The sequence below is a fragment of the Streptomyces sp. NPDC058646 genome, assembly GCF_042716875.1.
In the GTDB taxonomy this organism is placed as follows: Bacteria; Actinomycetota; Actinomycetes; order Streptomycetales; family Streptomycetaceae; genus Streptomyces.
The window spans coordinates 108785-123520 of record NZ_JBHXRK010000020.1 but is presented as its reverse complement, the minus strand read 5'-3'; the positions used below and the strand labels follow the sequence as shown (position 1 = coordinate 123520).

Annotated in this window: 9 protein-coding genes and 1 pseudogene; 6 read left to right on the top strand and 4 right to left on the bottom strand. The window is 74.3% G+C overall.

Going from position 1 to position 14736, the window contains the following annotated elements; translation table 11 throughout:
* Positions 1–84 precede the first annotated feature (84 nt).
* From ACFWUZ_RS24175 to ACFWUZ_RS24165, 3 genes and pseudogenes are all read left to right on the top strand, one after another.
* On the top strand, positions 85–3027 hold the full coding sequence (locus ACFWUZ_RS24175; protein WP_384376492.1) for an ATP-binding protein: 2943 nt from the start codon (positions 85–87) through the stop codon (positions 3025–3027).
* A 96-nt stretch (positions 3028–3123) separates the two neighbouring features.
* Positions 3124–3339: pseudogene (locus ACFWUZ_RS24170) on the top strand (maleylpyruvate isomerase N-terminal domain-containing protein); the annotation flags it as partial.
* A 560-nt stretch (positions 3340–3899) separates the two neighbouring features.
* Complete coding sequence (locus ACFWUZ_RS24165) at positions 3900–4400, top strand: hypothetical protein (protein ID WP_384376489.1); 501 nt, start codon at positions 3900–3902, stop codon at positions 4398–4400.
* A 21-nt stretch (positions 4401–4421) separates the two neighbouring features.
* Here the strand turns inward: ACFWUZ_RS24165 and kstD are convergent, their stop codons facing one another.
* Positions 4422–6200, bottom strand: a complete 1779-nt coding sequence (kstD, locus tag ACFWUZ_RS24160) for a 3-oxosteroid 1-dehydrogenase (protein ID WP_384376486.1) — start codon at positions 6198–6200, stop codon at positions 4422–4424.
* A 208-nt stretch (positions 6201–6408) separates the two neighbouring features.
* Between kstD and ACFWUZ_RS24155 the strand changes: the two genes are divergently transcribed.
* Positions 6409–7065: an ankyrin repeat domain-containing protein gene (locus tag ACFWUZ_RS24155; RefSeq protein WP_384376483.1), complete on the top strand. Its 657-nt coding sequence runs from the start codon at positions 6409–6411 to the stop codon at positions 7063–7065.
* Positions 7066–7165: 100 nt separating this feature from the next.
* Here ACFWUZ_RS24155 and ACFWUZ_RS24150 read toward each other — a convergent pair whose 3' ends face one another.
* Entirely contained in the window at positions 7166–8290 is a 1125-nt protein-coding gene (locus ACFWUZ_RS24150; RefSeq protein WP_384376480.1) for an aminoglycoside phosphotransferase family protein, read from the bottom strand.
* 229 nt (positions 8291–8519) lie between these two features.
* On the opposite strand from ACFWUZ_RS24150, the gene ACFWUZ_RS24145 reads away from it, so the two are divergent.
* Entirely contained in the window at positions 8520–10016 is a 1497-nt protein-coding gene (locus ACFWUZ_RS24145) for a hypothetical protein (RefSeq protein ID WP_384376477.1), read from the top strand.
* A 235-nt stretch (positions 10017–10251) separates the two neighbouring features.
* Here the strand turns inward: ACFWUZ_RS24145 and ACFWUZ_RS24140 are convergent, their stop codons facing one another.
* Positions 10252–11676 carry a PP2C family protein-serine/threonine phosphatase gene (locus tag ACFWUZ_RS24140; RefSeq protein WP_384376474.1) on the bottom strand — a complete coding sequence of 475 codons (1425 nt, stop codon included), beginning with the start codon at positions 11674–11676 and terminating at the stop codon, positions 10252–10254.
* 218 nt (positions 11677–11894) lie between these two features.
* Positions 11895–12146, bottom strand: coding sequence for an SCO4226 family nickel-binding protein (locus tag ACFWUZ_RS24135; RefSeq protein ID WP_384376471.1), 252 nt, complete (start codon positions 12144–12146; stop codon positions 11895–11897).
* Positions 12147–12512: 366 nt separating this feature from the next.
* On the opposite strand from ACFWUZ_RS24135, the gene ACFWUZ_RS24130 reads away from it, so the two are divergent.
* Entirely contained in the window at positions 12513–14723 is a 2211-nt protein-coding gene (locus tag ACFWUZ_RS24130; RefSeq protein WP_384376468.1) for a molybdopterin cofactor-binding domain-containing protein, read from the top strand.
* The last annotated feature ends 13 nt before the right edge of the window (positions 14724–14736 follow it).

The window sequence follows — 14736 nt, the reverse complement described above, 5'->3', positions numbered from 1 at the left end:
TCGGATTCATTCCCCGTACCGGGATCCCTCCCGGTGTGCGCGGGCGTACGCTGATCCCCCGAACAGGCCTGGGGGGTACCAGCCATGACGGAACACCGTGCCCGCAGACGCCGCACGATGGTCGAACGCGAGGCCGAACTCGCCACGGTGGACGAGGCCCTGGAGCAGCTCACCGGGCCCGACGCCGGCGGCGCGCTGCTCGCCTTCTCCGGCCCCGCCGGCCTCGGCAAGACCACCCTCCTCGCCGAAGTGCGCCGGCGCGCCCACGCCCGTTCCTGCACCGTCCTCGCCGCCCGCGGCGGCGAACAGGAGCAGACCCAGCCCTTCCACGTCGCCCGCCAGCTCATCCAGCCCCAACTCGCCGGTACCTCCGAGCAGGAACTCCGCGCCGCGCTCGGCAGCTGGTACTCCATCGTCGGCCCCGCCCTCGGACTGTGCGCCCCCGAACAGGGAGCCCCGCCCGACCCCCAGGGCCTGCGCGACGGACTCGACTGGGTCCTGACCCACCTCGTCGTCAAAAGGGCCCCTGTCACCCTCGTCCTCGACGACGCCCACTGGGCCGACCCCGAATCCCTCGGCCGGCTCGCCGCCTTCACCCCGCGCACCGAACACCTGCCGCTGCTCCTCGTCGTCGCCTACCGCCCCGACGAACTGCCCGCGCACGCCGACGCCTTCCGCACGCTGCCCGGCCGGGCGGGACAGCGACCGCTGGCCCTCACCCCGCTCACCCCCACCGCCGTCGCCGCACTGGTCCGGGAGGCACTCGGCGGGCACGCCGAGGACGACTTCTGCCGCGAGGTGTGGACCGTCACCACGGGCAACCCCTTCGAAGCCGTCGAACTCACCGCCAAGGTCCGCGAGAAGGGCATCGCACCGGCCGCGACGAGCGCTCCGCTCCTGCGCGACCTCGCCGCCGCCCAGCGCGGCAGCGGACTCGTCGCCCGCCTCGACCGCCTCGGACCCTCCACCGTCCGCTTCGCCTGGGCCTGTGCCGTCCTCGGCACCGCCATCCCGCAGGAACTCGCCGCCAGGGTCGCCGCCCTCGGCACCGAGGCTGCCGCCGACGCCACCTGGCGGCTGCGGGACGCCCGCATCCTGGCCGCGGCCGGAACCGCCGCCGGGCCGGGCGGGCCGGGCGGGCCGGCCGCCGCCTTCCGCACCGGGCCCGGCACGGCGGAGGAACCGGAGGCCGGGCTGGAGTTCGTCCACCCCCTCATCGCCACCGCCCTCTACCGCTCCATCCCCGACGCCCTGCGCGTCGCCCTGCACGGGAAGGCCGCAGCAGCCGTCGTCGACGCCGGACTCGGCTCCTCCGCCGCGGCCCGGCACCTCCTGGAGACCCACCCCGAGAACGATCCGTGGGTGGTGCGCACCCTGCGCGAGGCCGCCGCCGAGAACCTCCGGGCCGGGGCACCCGAGGCCGCCCGCCGCCAGCTCGCCCGCGCCCTGCGCGAACCCCCCGACTTCGACGAGCGCGCGGCCCTCCTGTACGAACTCGGCTGCGCCTCCCTGCTCACCGAGCCCGCCACCACCGTCAACCACCTGCGGGCCGCCCTCGCCGAACCCGTCGAGGACCCGGCCCTGCGCCAGGGCATCGTCATCCGGCTCGCCCAGGTCCTGGCCCACAGCGACCACCTCGCCGAGGCGTCCGAAGCCCTCGCACGGGAGATCCCGTACACCCCGGACGTCCGCGCCAGGCTGCGGCTCCAGTCCGAGCAGTTCATGTGGGACGCCTTCAACGCCGCCGAGCCCGACTCCCCGGCCCGCTCCCGCCGCCTGGCCAAGCTCGCCGACCGGCTGACCGGCCGCGACCTCACCGAGCGGTACGTCATCGGCCTGCGCACCTGGGACGCCTGCCTGCGCGGCGAACCGGTGGACGTGGTCCTGCACCACGCCGAGCGCGCCCTGCAAGAGCACTTCAGCTGGGCGTACGAGGACCGGGGCTTCGAGGTCCCCGTCCTCGCCGCGATGGTCCACATGTACGCAGACCGGCCGTGGCGGGCGGAGCGGCTGTTCGACGCGGGCACCGCCGAGTTCGAGCGGCAGGGCCGGCGCGGTGCCCACCTCTCCTTCGCGTACAGCCTGCGCGCGTACATCCGCTACCGGCGCGGACGGCTCGCCGAGGCCGAGGAGCTGGCCCGGGCCGGGCTGCGGCTCGCCGAGCGCGTGGGCCGCCGCACCCCCGTGCACTGGTACGCCATCGCCATCCTCGTCACCACCCTGCTGGCCCGGGGACGGGCCGACGAGGCCTGGGAGCTGGCGCAGGAGCACGAGTACCGGGCCCCCTTCCCGGCGGCCGTGGTCTTCCCGGACTCCCAGACCGTGTACGCCGAACTGCTGCTGGCCCGCGGCGACGCCAAGGGGGCCGCCGCCGAGCTGGAGGCGGTGGACCGGCGGCTGACCCCGCGCGGCATACAGAACCCGGCGTGGTGCCCGTGGCAGCTGCACCTGGCCCGCGCGGTGTCGGCCGAGGACCCGCAGCGCGCCCGCGCCCTGGCCGGGGACGCGGTCCGGCGGGCCCGGGCCTTCGGCTCCGCCTCGGGCATCGGACAGGCCCTGCGGGTGGCGGCGGAGGTCGCGGCGCCCGAGGACCGGCCGGCCCTGCTCCGGGAGGCGGTGGCCCTGCTGGCGGCCTCCCCGGCGGGCTACGAACTGGCCCGCGCGCAGGCCGCGCTGGGTGCCTGGCTGCGCGACGGGGAACTGCTGGCCCGGGCCGTGGTGACGGCCCGGGAATGCGGTGCGGACGCCCTGGAGCAGGAGGCGGCCGGCCTCCTGCTCGGTCTCGGCGGCGCCCTGCCGCGGCGCTCCTCCGGGGAGGACGGGCTCACGGCGGAGGAGCTCCGTGCGGCGGAGCGGGCGGCCGGGGCGGAGCCGCCGGACCGGACGGAGCGGGTCCCGGCACCGGCGGCCGACACCGAAGCGCATGCCGAACCGGACTGGGAGCTGTCCGCGGCCTGCCGCAAACTCGGCACCGACCGCCCCGGGCTGCGCGCCGCACTGGCGGACACCGTCCGCGGTACGGGCTGAGAGGCAGCCTCCCGCTCTTCGGCAGCGAGGCCGCCGCGTCCCAGGAGGCCGTCCGCCGCGCGCTGCAACCCGGGGGCCGGTGCCGCTGATCCCCTCGTGCCCGGCTGGTCGGTGTCCGACCTCGTGGGACACCTGGGGAGCGTGCACCGCTACGTCGGCCACATCCTGCGCCGAGGACTCACGGAGGCACCGGACGCCACCGCCTTCTCCCACCCCGCCGACCCGCAGGTACGGGCGGCCTGGCCGGTGCCCGAGGCGCTGACGCGGTGGGCCGCCCGGGGCGCGGCGGAGCCGGCAGTGCTCTTCGGCGGCCTCGGGCCCGGGGTGCCGGTGTGGACCCGGGCTCCGGAGCGGACCTCGGGCTTCTGGCTGCCGGATGCAGAGAGTCGAGCCGGCGCTGCACCGCCGGGACGCCGGATCCGTGACGGGAGCTGCCGGCCCCCTGGAGCCGGCCCCGGCGGCCGACGCCGTGGCCCGGACCGTCGAAGTGATGGCCCCGGCCCGGAGGGCCTGGCGGCCGGCCCCGCCGGGGGCGGGGGAGCGGTACCGCTCCCGGAGTACCGACGGCGGCCCGCGAACCTGGACGGTCGTCTCGCCGGCGACGAGGTCCGGCAGGTGCCCGACCCCACCGCCCCGGTGGACGTCGAGGCCGCAGGGAAGGCCTCGGACCTGGCCCTCTTCCTGTGGGGCCGGCACCCTCCCACGGCCCTGCGGGTCTCCGGCGACGCCGCTCCGCTCCCGCACCGGTTCACGCGGTCCCTCCCGTCTGACGCCCGGCCTCCGGCGCAGCCCCTCCGGGACCCCGCCGGGGGCCGGAGCCGGATGACGGGCCCCGGGCCGGAAATCTTCGCCCGGCCACGTACCATGGCGGCATGTCCTTCCTCCGCCGCCACCGCGCCGCCACACCCGCCGGCCCGGACTTCGACGTCCTGGCCATGGACCCGGGGGACTGGCCGGGCAATCTCGGGGCCGGGCTGCTGCCCGCGCCCGACGGCAGCTGCCAGGGTGTCTTCCTCCGCTACGACCTGTTCGGCGGACGCGGCCCCGCGATGATCATCGGGAACCTGCCCGAGGGTTCCCCCGCCAGGGAGCTCTCCGACGGGCAGATCCCCTTCGAGGTCGCCCAGCTCCTGGACGCCCTGGAGAACGACGAGGACGTCGAGGTCACCGGCGCCGAGGACTGCCCCGTCATGCAGGGCGACAACCTCCTCATCGTCCGGAAGATCAAGCTGTCGGAGTCCCGCATCTCCTGCGTGCAGTTCGACCGCAGCGACAACGTGCTGGTCACCATCGCCAGCTGGGACCGCCCGATCACCGATGACCTCTACGCCCTCCTGAAGCCGCTCCCCGCCGAGCTGTTCCAGCAGGGCTGACCCGCCCGCACCGCCCCGCCGTCACGCGTCCGCGATGTCGTTGGCCGCCACGTAGCCGAACGTCATCGCGGGGCCGATCGTCGACCCGGCGCCCGCGTAGCTGCGGCCCATCACCGCGGCGCTCGCGTTGCCGGCCGCGTACAGACCCCGGATCACCGAGCCGTCCGCCCGCAGGGCCCGGGCCCGCGCGTCCGTGACGATGCCGCCCTTCGTGCCCAGATCCCCCGGCACGATCTTGAACGCGTAGAACGGCGGCGCCCAGACGGGTGCCAGGCACGAGTTCGGGTGCACGTTCGGGTCCGTGTAGTAGTGGTCGTACGCGGTGGCGCCCCGGTGGAAGTCGCTGTCGGTCCCGTTCCACGCCTGCGCGTTGAAACGGTTCAGCGTCGCGCGCAGCGCCGCCGCCGGGACCCCGATCTGGCCGGCCAGCGCGTCCCACGTCCAGGCCTTCTTCGCCGCACCCGCCTCGTACCAGGAGTCCGGGAAGGGCAGCGTCGGCAGGATGTCCTTGAACAAGTACTTGTTGCGGTAGTTCTGGTCCACGATCAGCCACGCCGGGATGTGCGAGCCGGCCGCGCCCCGGTCCTTCTCGTACATCACGTGCACCACATCGCTGTACGGGGCCGCCTCGTTGACGAAGCGCGCGCCGTTGCGGTTCACGATCAGGCCGCCCGGCAGGGTCCGTTCGGCGAGGCAGAAGTAGGGCTCCCCGGGCAGCGGGATCGACGGACCCCACCACGCGTCCTCCATCAGCGCCAGCGCCGCACCCACCCGCTGTCCGGCCCGGATCCCGTCCCCGGTGTTCTCCTTCGCACCCACCGACCACTGGGTGCCGGTCGGCTGCTGCTGGTACTGCGCCCGCATCTGCGCGTTGTGCTCGAACCCGCCCGACCCGACGACCACCCCCCGCCGGGCCCGCACGGTACCCCGTACGCCGCCCTTCTCCACCACGACCCCCGTCACGCGACCGCCCGCGCCACCCTCCTCCACCAGGTCCACCAGCGGGCAGTTCAGCCACACCGGGACACCCGCCCGCTGCAGCCCGGCGCGCAGCCCGGCCGCCAGGGCCTGGCCCATGGTCAGCGGCTTCTCCCCGCGCAGCGCGGCCTGCGTACCGCGGGCCAGGCACTCCGTGGAAACGGCGAGCCCCTTGGCGCTCACCGCCGCCAGGTTCAGCCACTTGTAGTCCTGGCTGAACACCACCATCCCGGCCGGGACCGGCATGTACGCCGGGTTCAGGTGCGCCAGTTCGGCGCCGAGGACACGGCCGTCGATCTGGTCCGGCTCGATGGACCGGCCGTTGGGCAGCCCGCCCGGCAGGTCGGGGTAGTAGTCGCTGTAGCCCTCCATGAAGCGGAACTTCAGGGGGCTGTGGGCCATCATGAAGTCGAGCATCCGCGGCCCGTTGGCCAGGAACGCGGCCTGCCGGTCCGCCGGCACCTCGTCCCCCACCACGGCCGCCAGGTAGGTGGCGGCCTTCTGCGGGGTGTCGGGGACGCCCGCGCCCAGGATCACCGCATTGTTCGGCAGCCAGATCCCGGCCCCCGACCGGGCCGCCGACCCGCCGAACGTGGGCGCCTTCTCGACCACGACCACGCTCAGCCCGCGCCGGGCGGCAGTGAGGGCGGCCGTCATCCCGGCGGCCCCGGACCCGACCACGACCACGTCGTACTCGCCGAGCGGGGGCCCGTCCTGGGTGCCGGCGGCCCCGGCGGCTCCGGCGGGCAGCACGGTGGCGGCGAGCACCCCGGCACCGGTCCCGGCCAGGACGCTGCGGCGGGAAGGAAGGGAGGACGTCATGGGCGGTCTCCAGCGGTTCGGGGGCGAGGGGCCGGCGGCTGGCGGCAAAGGGCCGCCGTCTGAAAGATTCTGATGAAGCGTCAGGAAAGGAAGGTGTTCGGGGGATCATGTGATGTCAAGGCATACGCGCCACCCGGCGCCCGGCCGCAGCGCCCGGCCGCAGTGACCGGTCGTCCGGGACTCCGGCGGCTCGATCTACGATCGGGACATGGCGAACACACAGCGCTCGCGGTGGGACGGCGTCACCACCCGCGACGTGTACCCCGAGGACGTCCTGGCTCAGCGCGACCGACTGGCGGACGCGGCCCGCGACGGCCACTGGCAGCGGGTGTTCGAGCAGCTGGGGCAGAACCCCGACTGGGTCAACGCCACCCGCGTGGGCGGCCGCAGCGGCTTCGCCCCGCTGCACCAGGCCGCCTGGCACGGCGCGCAGGACGCCGTCGCCGTGCTCGTGGGCTGCGGAGCCTGGCGCACCCTGCCGACCGCGGACGGGGAGCGGGCCTTGGACATCGCCGTGGCCCGTGGCCACAAGAGCGTCTCCGCCCTGCTCCAGCCCCTGGTGCGCCACCCGCTCCCGGCCGCCACCCTCCACGCGCTGGAAGCCCGGCTGCACGAGCTGATCCGGTCCGACAGCCACGGCCTGGCCGAGCGGCACCGCCTGAAGCTGCCCGCGCTGGCCGTGCTGACCGAACTCGCCGCACCGCGGATGTACTTCCCCGTACCCGGCATGTACGGGGGTTTCTCCTACCGGCTGGAGGGCGACAGCCTCGTCACCGAGAGCTCCAGCCGCGTCGTCGGCGGTTCGGGCCGGCGCCACCGCATCACCGCCGGGGCCACCGAGCTGGTCGCGGAGGGGTTCGTCTGAACGGGCCGCGGCGCCGCTGCCCGGACGCGCACACTGCCGAGCCCCGGGCGGGTGACCCGGGGCTCGGCAACCATGGGGGTGGGGATGATCCGTGCGGAGGTCAGCGGGTGCCGACCGCCGCCCGGACCGCTCGGCGGGCCAGGCCGGCGTCGTCGTGGAGGCGGCGCAGCAGCAGCCGCTGCTCCTCGCCCGAGGACACCGCACCGGCGGGAAGGGGCTGGGTCGGGGCGGTGGCGAGCATCGAGCGCTGCACCGCCGTCTCGGACATCCGGATCTCCCGGGTCAGCACCAGCATCAGGTTGACCAGGAAGGCGTCCCGCGCGGCCGGGCCGGCCGACTGCGCGAGGCGGCTGATCTGGCTCCGGGCGGCCGGGGCGTCGCCCAGGACCGTCCACAAGGTCGCCAGGTCGTAGCCCGGCAGGTACCAGCCGGCGTGCTCCCAGTCGAGCAGGACGGGACCGGCGGGGGACAGGAGCAGGTTCGAGAGCAGCGCGTCCCCGTGGTTGAACTGGAGGCCGGTGCCCGACAGCTTCACACCGTGCAGCAGCTTCTGCAGGTCCCCCAGGTCACGGTCGGTCAGCAGGCCCAGTTCGTAGTCGCGGACGATCCGCCGCGAGTAGTTCATCGGGGCCCCGAACAGGTCGCCCGGCGGACGCCACTGGTTGACCCGGCAGACCGCGCCCAGCGCCGCCCGCAGGTCCACCCGCGGCGGGGCCTCGACCGGGTGCCGCTGGAGGGCCGCCACCCGGCCCGCCATCCGCTCGACCACCAGGGTGCAGTTCTCCGGGTCGGCGGCGATCAGCCGCGGTACCCGGACCGGGGGGCGGTGCCGGACGAACGCCCGGTACGCCGCTATTTCGTGCCGGTACCGCTCGCGCCACTCCGGCGAGTGATCCAGTAAAACCTTCGCGACGGCGGTCAGCCGTCCGGTCGTCCCCACCAGGAGCACCGAGCGGCCGCTGCGCCGCAGTACCTGGACCGGGGCGAACTCCGGACAGATCCGCTGCACCGAGGCGAGCGCGGTGCGCAGCTGCGCCCCCTGGGGGCCGGAGAAGTCGATTCTTCCGCTGAGCGGCTGCGATCCGACACCCGGCATCCGCCGCGCCCGCAGGGCGCCCTGCACCGGGGCGGCGGGGCGGCCGGGTTCGAGGTAGGGGCCGCTGCCCGCCTGGAGCGTGCGGTGCGGCCGGACCGGGACGGACACGGAGGATGTTGATGCGTACATGGTGTTACGGATCCCTTCGTGCGCCGACGAGTTCGTACGCCGCCCCGCCGGATCCCGTACTTCACCCTGGGGAGTTCCGCCGGTGACCGGGTCGGGGAGGCGCATTCCTACCTGACACCCGGCCGCGGGTGGCGGACCATCGAGCGTGCCCTGGCGAAGCCTGGCGAATAGTCGCTCGGCATCTGACGGGCGGCTACTGTCAAGTCAGCCGAGAACCTGGGGGCTTGACGTGAGCAAAGGTCCGAACACCCGCTTGAACGACCTGTTCGGCCTGGCCGGCTGGTCGAAGGGCGAACTGGCGAGGATGGTCAACCGGCAGGCGGCCGCCATGGGTCACCACCAACTGGCCACCGACACCTCGCGGGTGCGGCGCTGGATCGACATGGGGGAGACCCCGCGCGAACCGGTGCCCACGGTCCTGGCAGCACTGTTCACCGAGCGGCTCGGTCGTGTCGTGACCATCGAGGACCTCGGGTTCGTACGGCAGCGGCGCCCCAGCAAAAGGCAGCCGGACGGGGTGCAGGAGAACCCCGACGGAGTGCCCTGGGCGCCCGAACGCACGGCCGCGGTCCTCACCGAATTCACGGGAATGGACCTCATGCTCAACCGTCGCGGTCTGATGGGCGCGGGCGCAGTGCTCACCGCCGGCTCCGCCCTCAGCAACGCCATGTACGACTGGCTGCACACCGACCCCTCCCGCGCCCGGAAGGCGCAGGGCCCCGGCGACGCCTTCCAGGCCGACCCGGCGGGCTACGACCGCTACGAAGCGGCCCCCATCGGGTCCCAGGAGATCGAAGCCCTGGAGCGTTCCGTCGAGGTCTTCCGCGCCTGGGACGCCTCCAGAGGCGGCGGACTCCAGCGCAAGGCCGTCGTCGGCCAGCTCAATGAGGTGGGCGGCATGCTCGCCTACCACCACCCGGACCACCTGCAGCGCCGGCTGTGGGGGGTGGCGGCCAACCTGGCGGTGCTCGCGGGCTGGATGTCCCACGACGTGGGCCTCGAACCCACCGCCCAGAAGTACTTCGTGATCGCCGCGCACGCGGCCCGCGAGGGCGGCGACCGGCCGCGCGCCGGCGAGGCCCTGTCCCGGGCGGCCCGGCAGATGGTCCACCTCGGCAAGCCGCACGAGGCCCTGGACCTGATGAAGCTGGCCAGGTCCGGTTCGGGCGAGCAGACCCTGCCGCGGACCCGCGCCATGCTGCACACCATCGAGGCCTGGGCACAGGCAGCGATGGGCAAGGGCCAGGCCATGCGCCGCACCCTGGGCGAGGCGGAGGAGCTGTTCGTCTCCGACAAGGGCGACGTGCCGCCACCGAGCTGGATGCAGCACTTCGACGAGGCGGACCTGCACGGCATGCAGGCCCTGGCGTACCGGACGCTCGCCGACCACGACGCCACGGCCGCGCCCACCGCCGCGCGGCACGCGAGAGAGGCCCTGCGGCTGCGCGGCGACGGCTACCAGCGCTCGCAGATCTTCGATTACATCTCCATGGCCTCCGCCTGCTTCATCGCCGACGATCCCGAGCAGGCCGACCGGTACGCCCGGCTCGCCCTGGTCTCGATGAACGAGACCTCCTCGCACCGGACGTGGGACCGGCTTCGCGAGATGTACCGGCTCACCGGCCAGTACGCCGGGTACGGGCGCATCGAGGACCTCCGCGAGGAGATCGAGCTGGCCCTCCCGGACAGCCCCGCCCCGCGCAGCCCGCGCGGCAGCGAGGTCTAGCCCCGGCCCTCCGCGAGGCACCGCCCCGGCCTGCCCTCCGGCCCGGCCCGATCCGTCGTTCCCGTCGCCGGTCCGAACCGGCGCGATCCGTCGTGCCCGCCCCGTCGTACCCGTCCGACCCCGATCCCGACCCGGGCCCGGACCCCACCGCCGACCCGTACGGCGGCCCCTGCACGGAGACGAGAAAGGCCGCGCCTTCCGGCGCGGCCACGAAGCTCCTGCGGGTGTCCGCCCGCTATCCGCCGACCCGGGCGACCAGTACGCAGGCGTCGTCCTCGCGCTCGCTCGCGCCGAACTCCTGGACGACCATCCGTACGCATTCCTGCGCCGACCGGGCCGCCGAGAACCGCGGCGCGAGCGCCAGCAGCCGCTCGGTCCCGTCCGTCCGGCTGAACTCGATGCTGCGCGGGGTCAGCCCGTCCGTGCTCAGGACGAGTACGTCGCCCACCTCCAGCGGCTCCTCGGCCTGCCCGTACGCCGCCCCGGAGGTCGCGCCCAGCAGCACGCCCTCCGGCGGCACCAGGGAGCGGCCCGAGCCGCGGCGGAAGAGCAGCGGGGCCGGGTGGCCGGCCTGAGCCCAGGACAGCACACGGCGTGCGGGGTCGTAGCGGCAGCAGACGGCGGAGCCCAGTGCGGGCTGGACGGAGGTCTCCAGGAGCTGGTTGAGCCAGCCCATCAGCGGGCCCGGCTCGATGCCGGCCATGGCCATTCCGCGCAGGGCGCCCAGCATCATCGCCATGCTCGAGGTGGCGGTCACGCCGTGCCCGGTCAGGTCGCCGACCGTCAGCATCGAGCGTCCGTCGGGGAGTTCGAGGGCGTCGTACCAGTCGCCGCCGATCAGCGCGCTGGTCGCGGAGGGCAGGTAGTGGGCAGCCACGTCCAGACTGCCCGCGCTGCCGTGCGGGAACCGCAGGGAGCCGCCCCACGGGGGGAGCACGGCTTCCTGCAGCTCGACCGCCAGCCGGTGCTCGGTCTGCGCGATCTCCCGCCGGCGCTGCAGCGAGTCGCGGGACTCGCGCACCGCCCGCTGGCTCCGGCGCAGCTCGCTCACGTCCCGCAGTACGGCCCACATGGAGGCCGTGCAGCCGTCGGAGTCGATCACCGGCTCGCCCCTCATGTGCAGCGTCCGGACCCGGCCGTCGGCCCGGACGATGCGGAACTCGCCGTCTATGGGCCGGCCGTCCACCAGGCAGGCGGTGACCCAGGCGGTGAGCAGCGGCTGGTCCTCGGAGAAGAGGGTGGAGCCCAGCTCGTCGAGGGGGAGTGCACCCGCCTCGGGGGACCGGCCGAAGATCTCGAAGAGTTCGTCGGACCAGGTGACCTCGTCGGTCAGCAGGTTCCACTCGGCGCTGCCGACCCGGGTCTGGCGGTCCTCGGGGGCCGGTTCCGGCGCGGCCTGCGGGGCCTCGATCCGTTCGGGGGCCGGCGGGAGGCCCTCCTTGAGCTGGCCGAGGTGCTGGCCGAGGTCGTCGAGGTGGTGGACGGCCAGATCGCACAGTGCGCGCTGCCAGCGACCCTGGGCGTCGTCGTCGTCCACGACGGTGTCGCGACGGACGGCGTCCACGTCGCCCCGCAGCCGCCGGGTCTGCGAGATCAGCGCGTCCACCGACCCCGGCTCTGGCGGTTGCGCGGGACGGTCCGCGAACAGGTGGGACGGCATGAGAACTCCGATACAGGCGCGGCACGGCCAAGTCTGAAGGAAGGACCGGTAATGACTGTTGCACAGGCGGCGACGGCCTGTAAGACGTTTGGCAACATCCGCAACGGCCTTGCTTCTGGCATATGCCGCAGGCCTCGGGGTCCGCCTTTCCTGTACGAACGAATCCAGTCAGCAAGGCCGTTGGTGCTTTGCCGGGGCAACGCCACCAAACCGCGGGCTCAGGACACGGACACCGGGACCGGGTGGATCTCGTCCGCGGGGTGGCCGGTGCGCTCGTGGACGCGTTGGACCGCCTCCGCCGACGGGCCCTGGGAGAGGCAGTAGACCGTTCCCGACTCGGGGTCGGCCCAAGCCCTCTCGAAGTGCACGCCCTCTTCGGCCTCGATCGCCAGGTCGGCCCGATGGGCGGCCGCCAGCTGCTCGTCGGTGATGCCCTGCATCCCGGTGTGGACGTCCATGAATGTGGCCATCGTGGACCACCTCCTCCCCTCCCATCCTCCGCCCCGGGCGGTGGCCGGTCCAGTCGGGCGGCGGCGGCGTACGGCGGCCGGAAATGGGCCCCTCCGCGGCGGGTCCTCGTTCGTACGGCCGAGGCGTACGAAGCGGGCCGGCCGGGGAACTTCGCCCGGCGTGCGGAGCAACACGGCGGCTCCCGCCCCCCGAACGGAGGATGCGACGGTCCCGTACGGGCGCACTCCGGCCGATGACGGCCCGCCGACGCAGACCCCACCGGCGCCGGCCTTCCCTCCGTACCCGCCGGTAGCTACGCTACGTGCCGGTGGGAATCCGGGGGTGGTCCGCACGGGCGGACCCGCGCAGGGGTGGGGACACGACACATGACCGGGCAGAGCCGCCGCTCCTTCCTCACCTGCCTGGTCGCCGCGCCGACACTCGCGCTCGTCACCCGGGCCGGCGCCGACGCCTTGTTCCCGCAGCCCGCGCACGCCGTGGTGCCGAGCCTGCCCGCCATCGCCGACGTCATCGACCTCGGTGACCTGTTCATCCTCGCCGGCGCGCCCACCTCCGCCCTGCTCGCGCTCGCCGTCGAGGCGGACGGGACCATCCGCTTCCGGCTGCCGCGCGAGGAGGTCGGCCAGGGGCTCACCACCGCCGTGGCCATGCTGGTCGCGGAGGAACTGGACGCGCCCCTGTCCGCCGTACGGGTCGAACTGGACGACGCCCGGCCCGAGCTGCTCTTCAACCAGCTCACCGGCTCCTCCAACTCGGTCCGCTCCCTCTACGCGCCCGTCCGGCAGTGCGCCGCCACCGCCCGGGCCCGCCTCGTCGCGGCCGCCGCCCACCGCTGGAGCCTCTCCGCGGCCGAGCTGACCACGGCGGACGGCGCCGTCCACGCCCCCGACGGCCGGACCGCCGACTACGGGAGCCTCGCCGCGGCCGCCGCCGCCCCTGGCCTCGTCGTCCTCGGCGCCACCCCCAAGAAGGCCGCGGCCCACACCCTGGTGGGGAAGCCGACCGGCCGCGTCGACGCCCGCGCCATGGTCACCGGCGCCCAGCAGTACACCCTCGACCTCCAGGTGCCCGGTGCCAAGCCCTGCGTGGTGCGCCGCCCGCCCACCCTCGGCGGCACCGTCCGGGGCGTCGCCAACCTCGCCGCGGTCAAGGCCATGCCCGGCGTGCTGCACGTCGTCACCGTCCCGACCGGGGTCGCCGTCGTCGCCGAGACCTTCGGGCAGGCCATGGACGCCAAGGCCGCCCTCCAGGTCAGCTGGGGACCCGGCCCCGCCGACCACCTCTCGGACGCGCAGATCCGCACCAGGCTGCGCGCCGCGACCGCACCGCTGGTGGTGCCGCCGTTGCTGACCCCCTCTGTCGACGCCGAGTTCGACTTCGCCTTCGTCAGCCACGCCCCGATGGAGACCAACTCCGCGGTCGCCGACGTACGGGAGGACCGCGCCGAGATCTGGTCCGGGCTCAAGTCCCCGATCGTGGCCCGCCAGACCATTGCCGCCGACCTCGGCCTGCCGCTCGCCAAGGTGACCGTGCACGTGGTCCAGGCGGGCGGTTCCTTCGGCCGGAGGCTGTTCTTCGACGCGGCCCTGGAGGCCGCCCGGATCTCCCGGGCCTGCCGCCGTCCCGTACGCCTGATGTGGACCCGCGTCGACGACACCCGGCACGGCCGGATGCGTCCCGCCACCCACCACAGGATCCGGGCCACGCACCTGCTAGGCGAGGTGCTCAGCTTCGAGCACCGGGTCGCCGCCGCCGAGACCGACTTCCGGCACGGTCTCGGCGAGATCATCACGGCCACCGCCGCGCACCTGCCGCTGGGCATCGGCAACGCGACCCTCGCCCAGACCCTCTTCCACACCACGGTGAAGTCCCCCTACCACTTCGGGCTCACCACCCAGGCGCTCACCGAGGTGCCGACGGGCATCCCCACCGGCTCCTGGCGCTCGGTGTACTCCGCCAACACGCGCGGCGCGGAGGAGATCGTGGTCGACGAACTCGCCGGGCGGACCGGCCGCGACCCGTACCGCTTCCGCCGGACCTTCCTGAAGACGGCCGCCCAGCGGGCCGTGCTCGACAAGGCGGCGACCGAAGGGGACTGGGGGCGGACGATGGAGCCGGGCTGCGCCCAGGGCATCGCCTTCCACGAGGAGTACAAGTCCCGCACGGCCTGTCTCGTCGAGATCGACACGCGCGACCCGGAGCGCGTCCGCGTCACCAAGGCGGTCATCGCCGTGGACGTGGGCCTGCCCGTCAACCCGCGCGGGCTGGAGGCCCAGATGATCGGCGGCCTCACCGATGCCATCTCCACCACCCTGCGCGCCGGACTCCACCTCGACAAGGGGCTTCCCCTGGAAGGCAGTTACAGCCAGTTCCACTGGGCGCAGCAGCGGGATACCCCGCGAGACGTACGGGTCTTCGTGCTGCCGGCCACCGGTGAGGAGCCCGGCGGGGCGGGAGAGCTCGGGGTCCCGGCCGCGGTCGGTGCGATCGCCAACGCCTGGGCCCGGGCCACCGGTTCCAAGCCGCGCAGCTTCCCCCTCGACTTCGACGTCGACTTCACCCCCTACCCCCGATAGCACCGAGCCTGGA

Excerpts from the sequence above, each read along its gene's own strand:
- ACFWUZ_RS24175 (WP_384376492.1), top strand. The coding sequence starts at position 85 with ATGACGGAACACCGTGCCCGCAGACGCCGCACGATGGTCGAACGCGAG.
- ACFWUZ_RS24165 (WP_384376489.1), top strand. The coding sequence starts at position 3,900 with ATGTCCTTCCTCCGCCGCCACCGCGCCGCCACACCCGCCGGCCCGGAC.
- kstD (WP_384376486.1), bottom strand. The coding sequence starts at position 6,200 with ATGACGTCCTCCCTTCCTTCCCGCCGCAGCGTCCTGGCCGGGACCGGT.
- ACFWUZ_RS24155 (WP_384376483.1), top strand. The coding sequence starts at position 6,409 with ATGGCGAACACACAGCGCTCGCGGTGGGACGGCGTCACCACCCGCGAC.
- ACFWUZ_RS24150 (WP_384376480.1), bottom strand. The coding sequence starts at position 8,290 with ATGTACGCATCAACATCCTCCGTGTCCGTCCCGGTCCGGCCGCACCGC.
- ACFWUZ_RS24140 (WP_384376474.1), bottom strand. The coding sequence starts at position 11,676 with ATGCCGTCCCACCTGTTCGCGGACCGTCCCGCGCAACCGCCAGAGCCG.
- ACFWUZ_RS24135 (WP_384376471.1), bottom strand. The coding sequence starts at position 12,146 with ATGGCCACATTCATGGACGTCCACACCGGGATGCAGGGCATCACCGAC.
- ACFWUZ_RS24130 (WP_384376468.1), top strand. The coding sequence starts at position 12,513 with ATGACCGGGCAGAGCCGCCGCTCCTTCCTCACCTGCCTGGTCGCCGCG.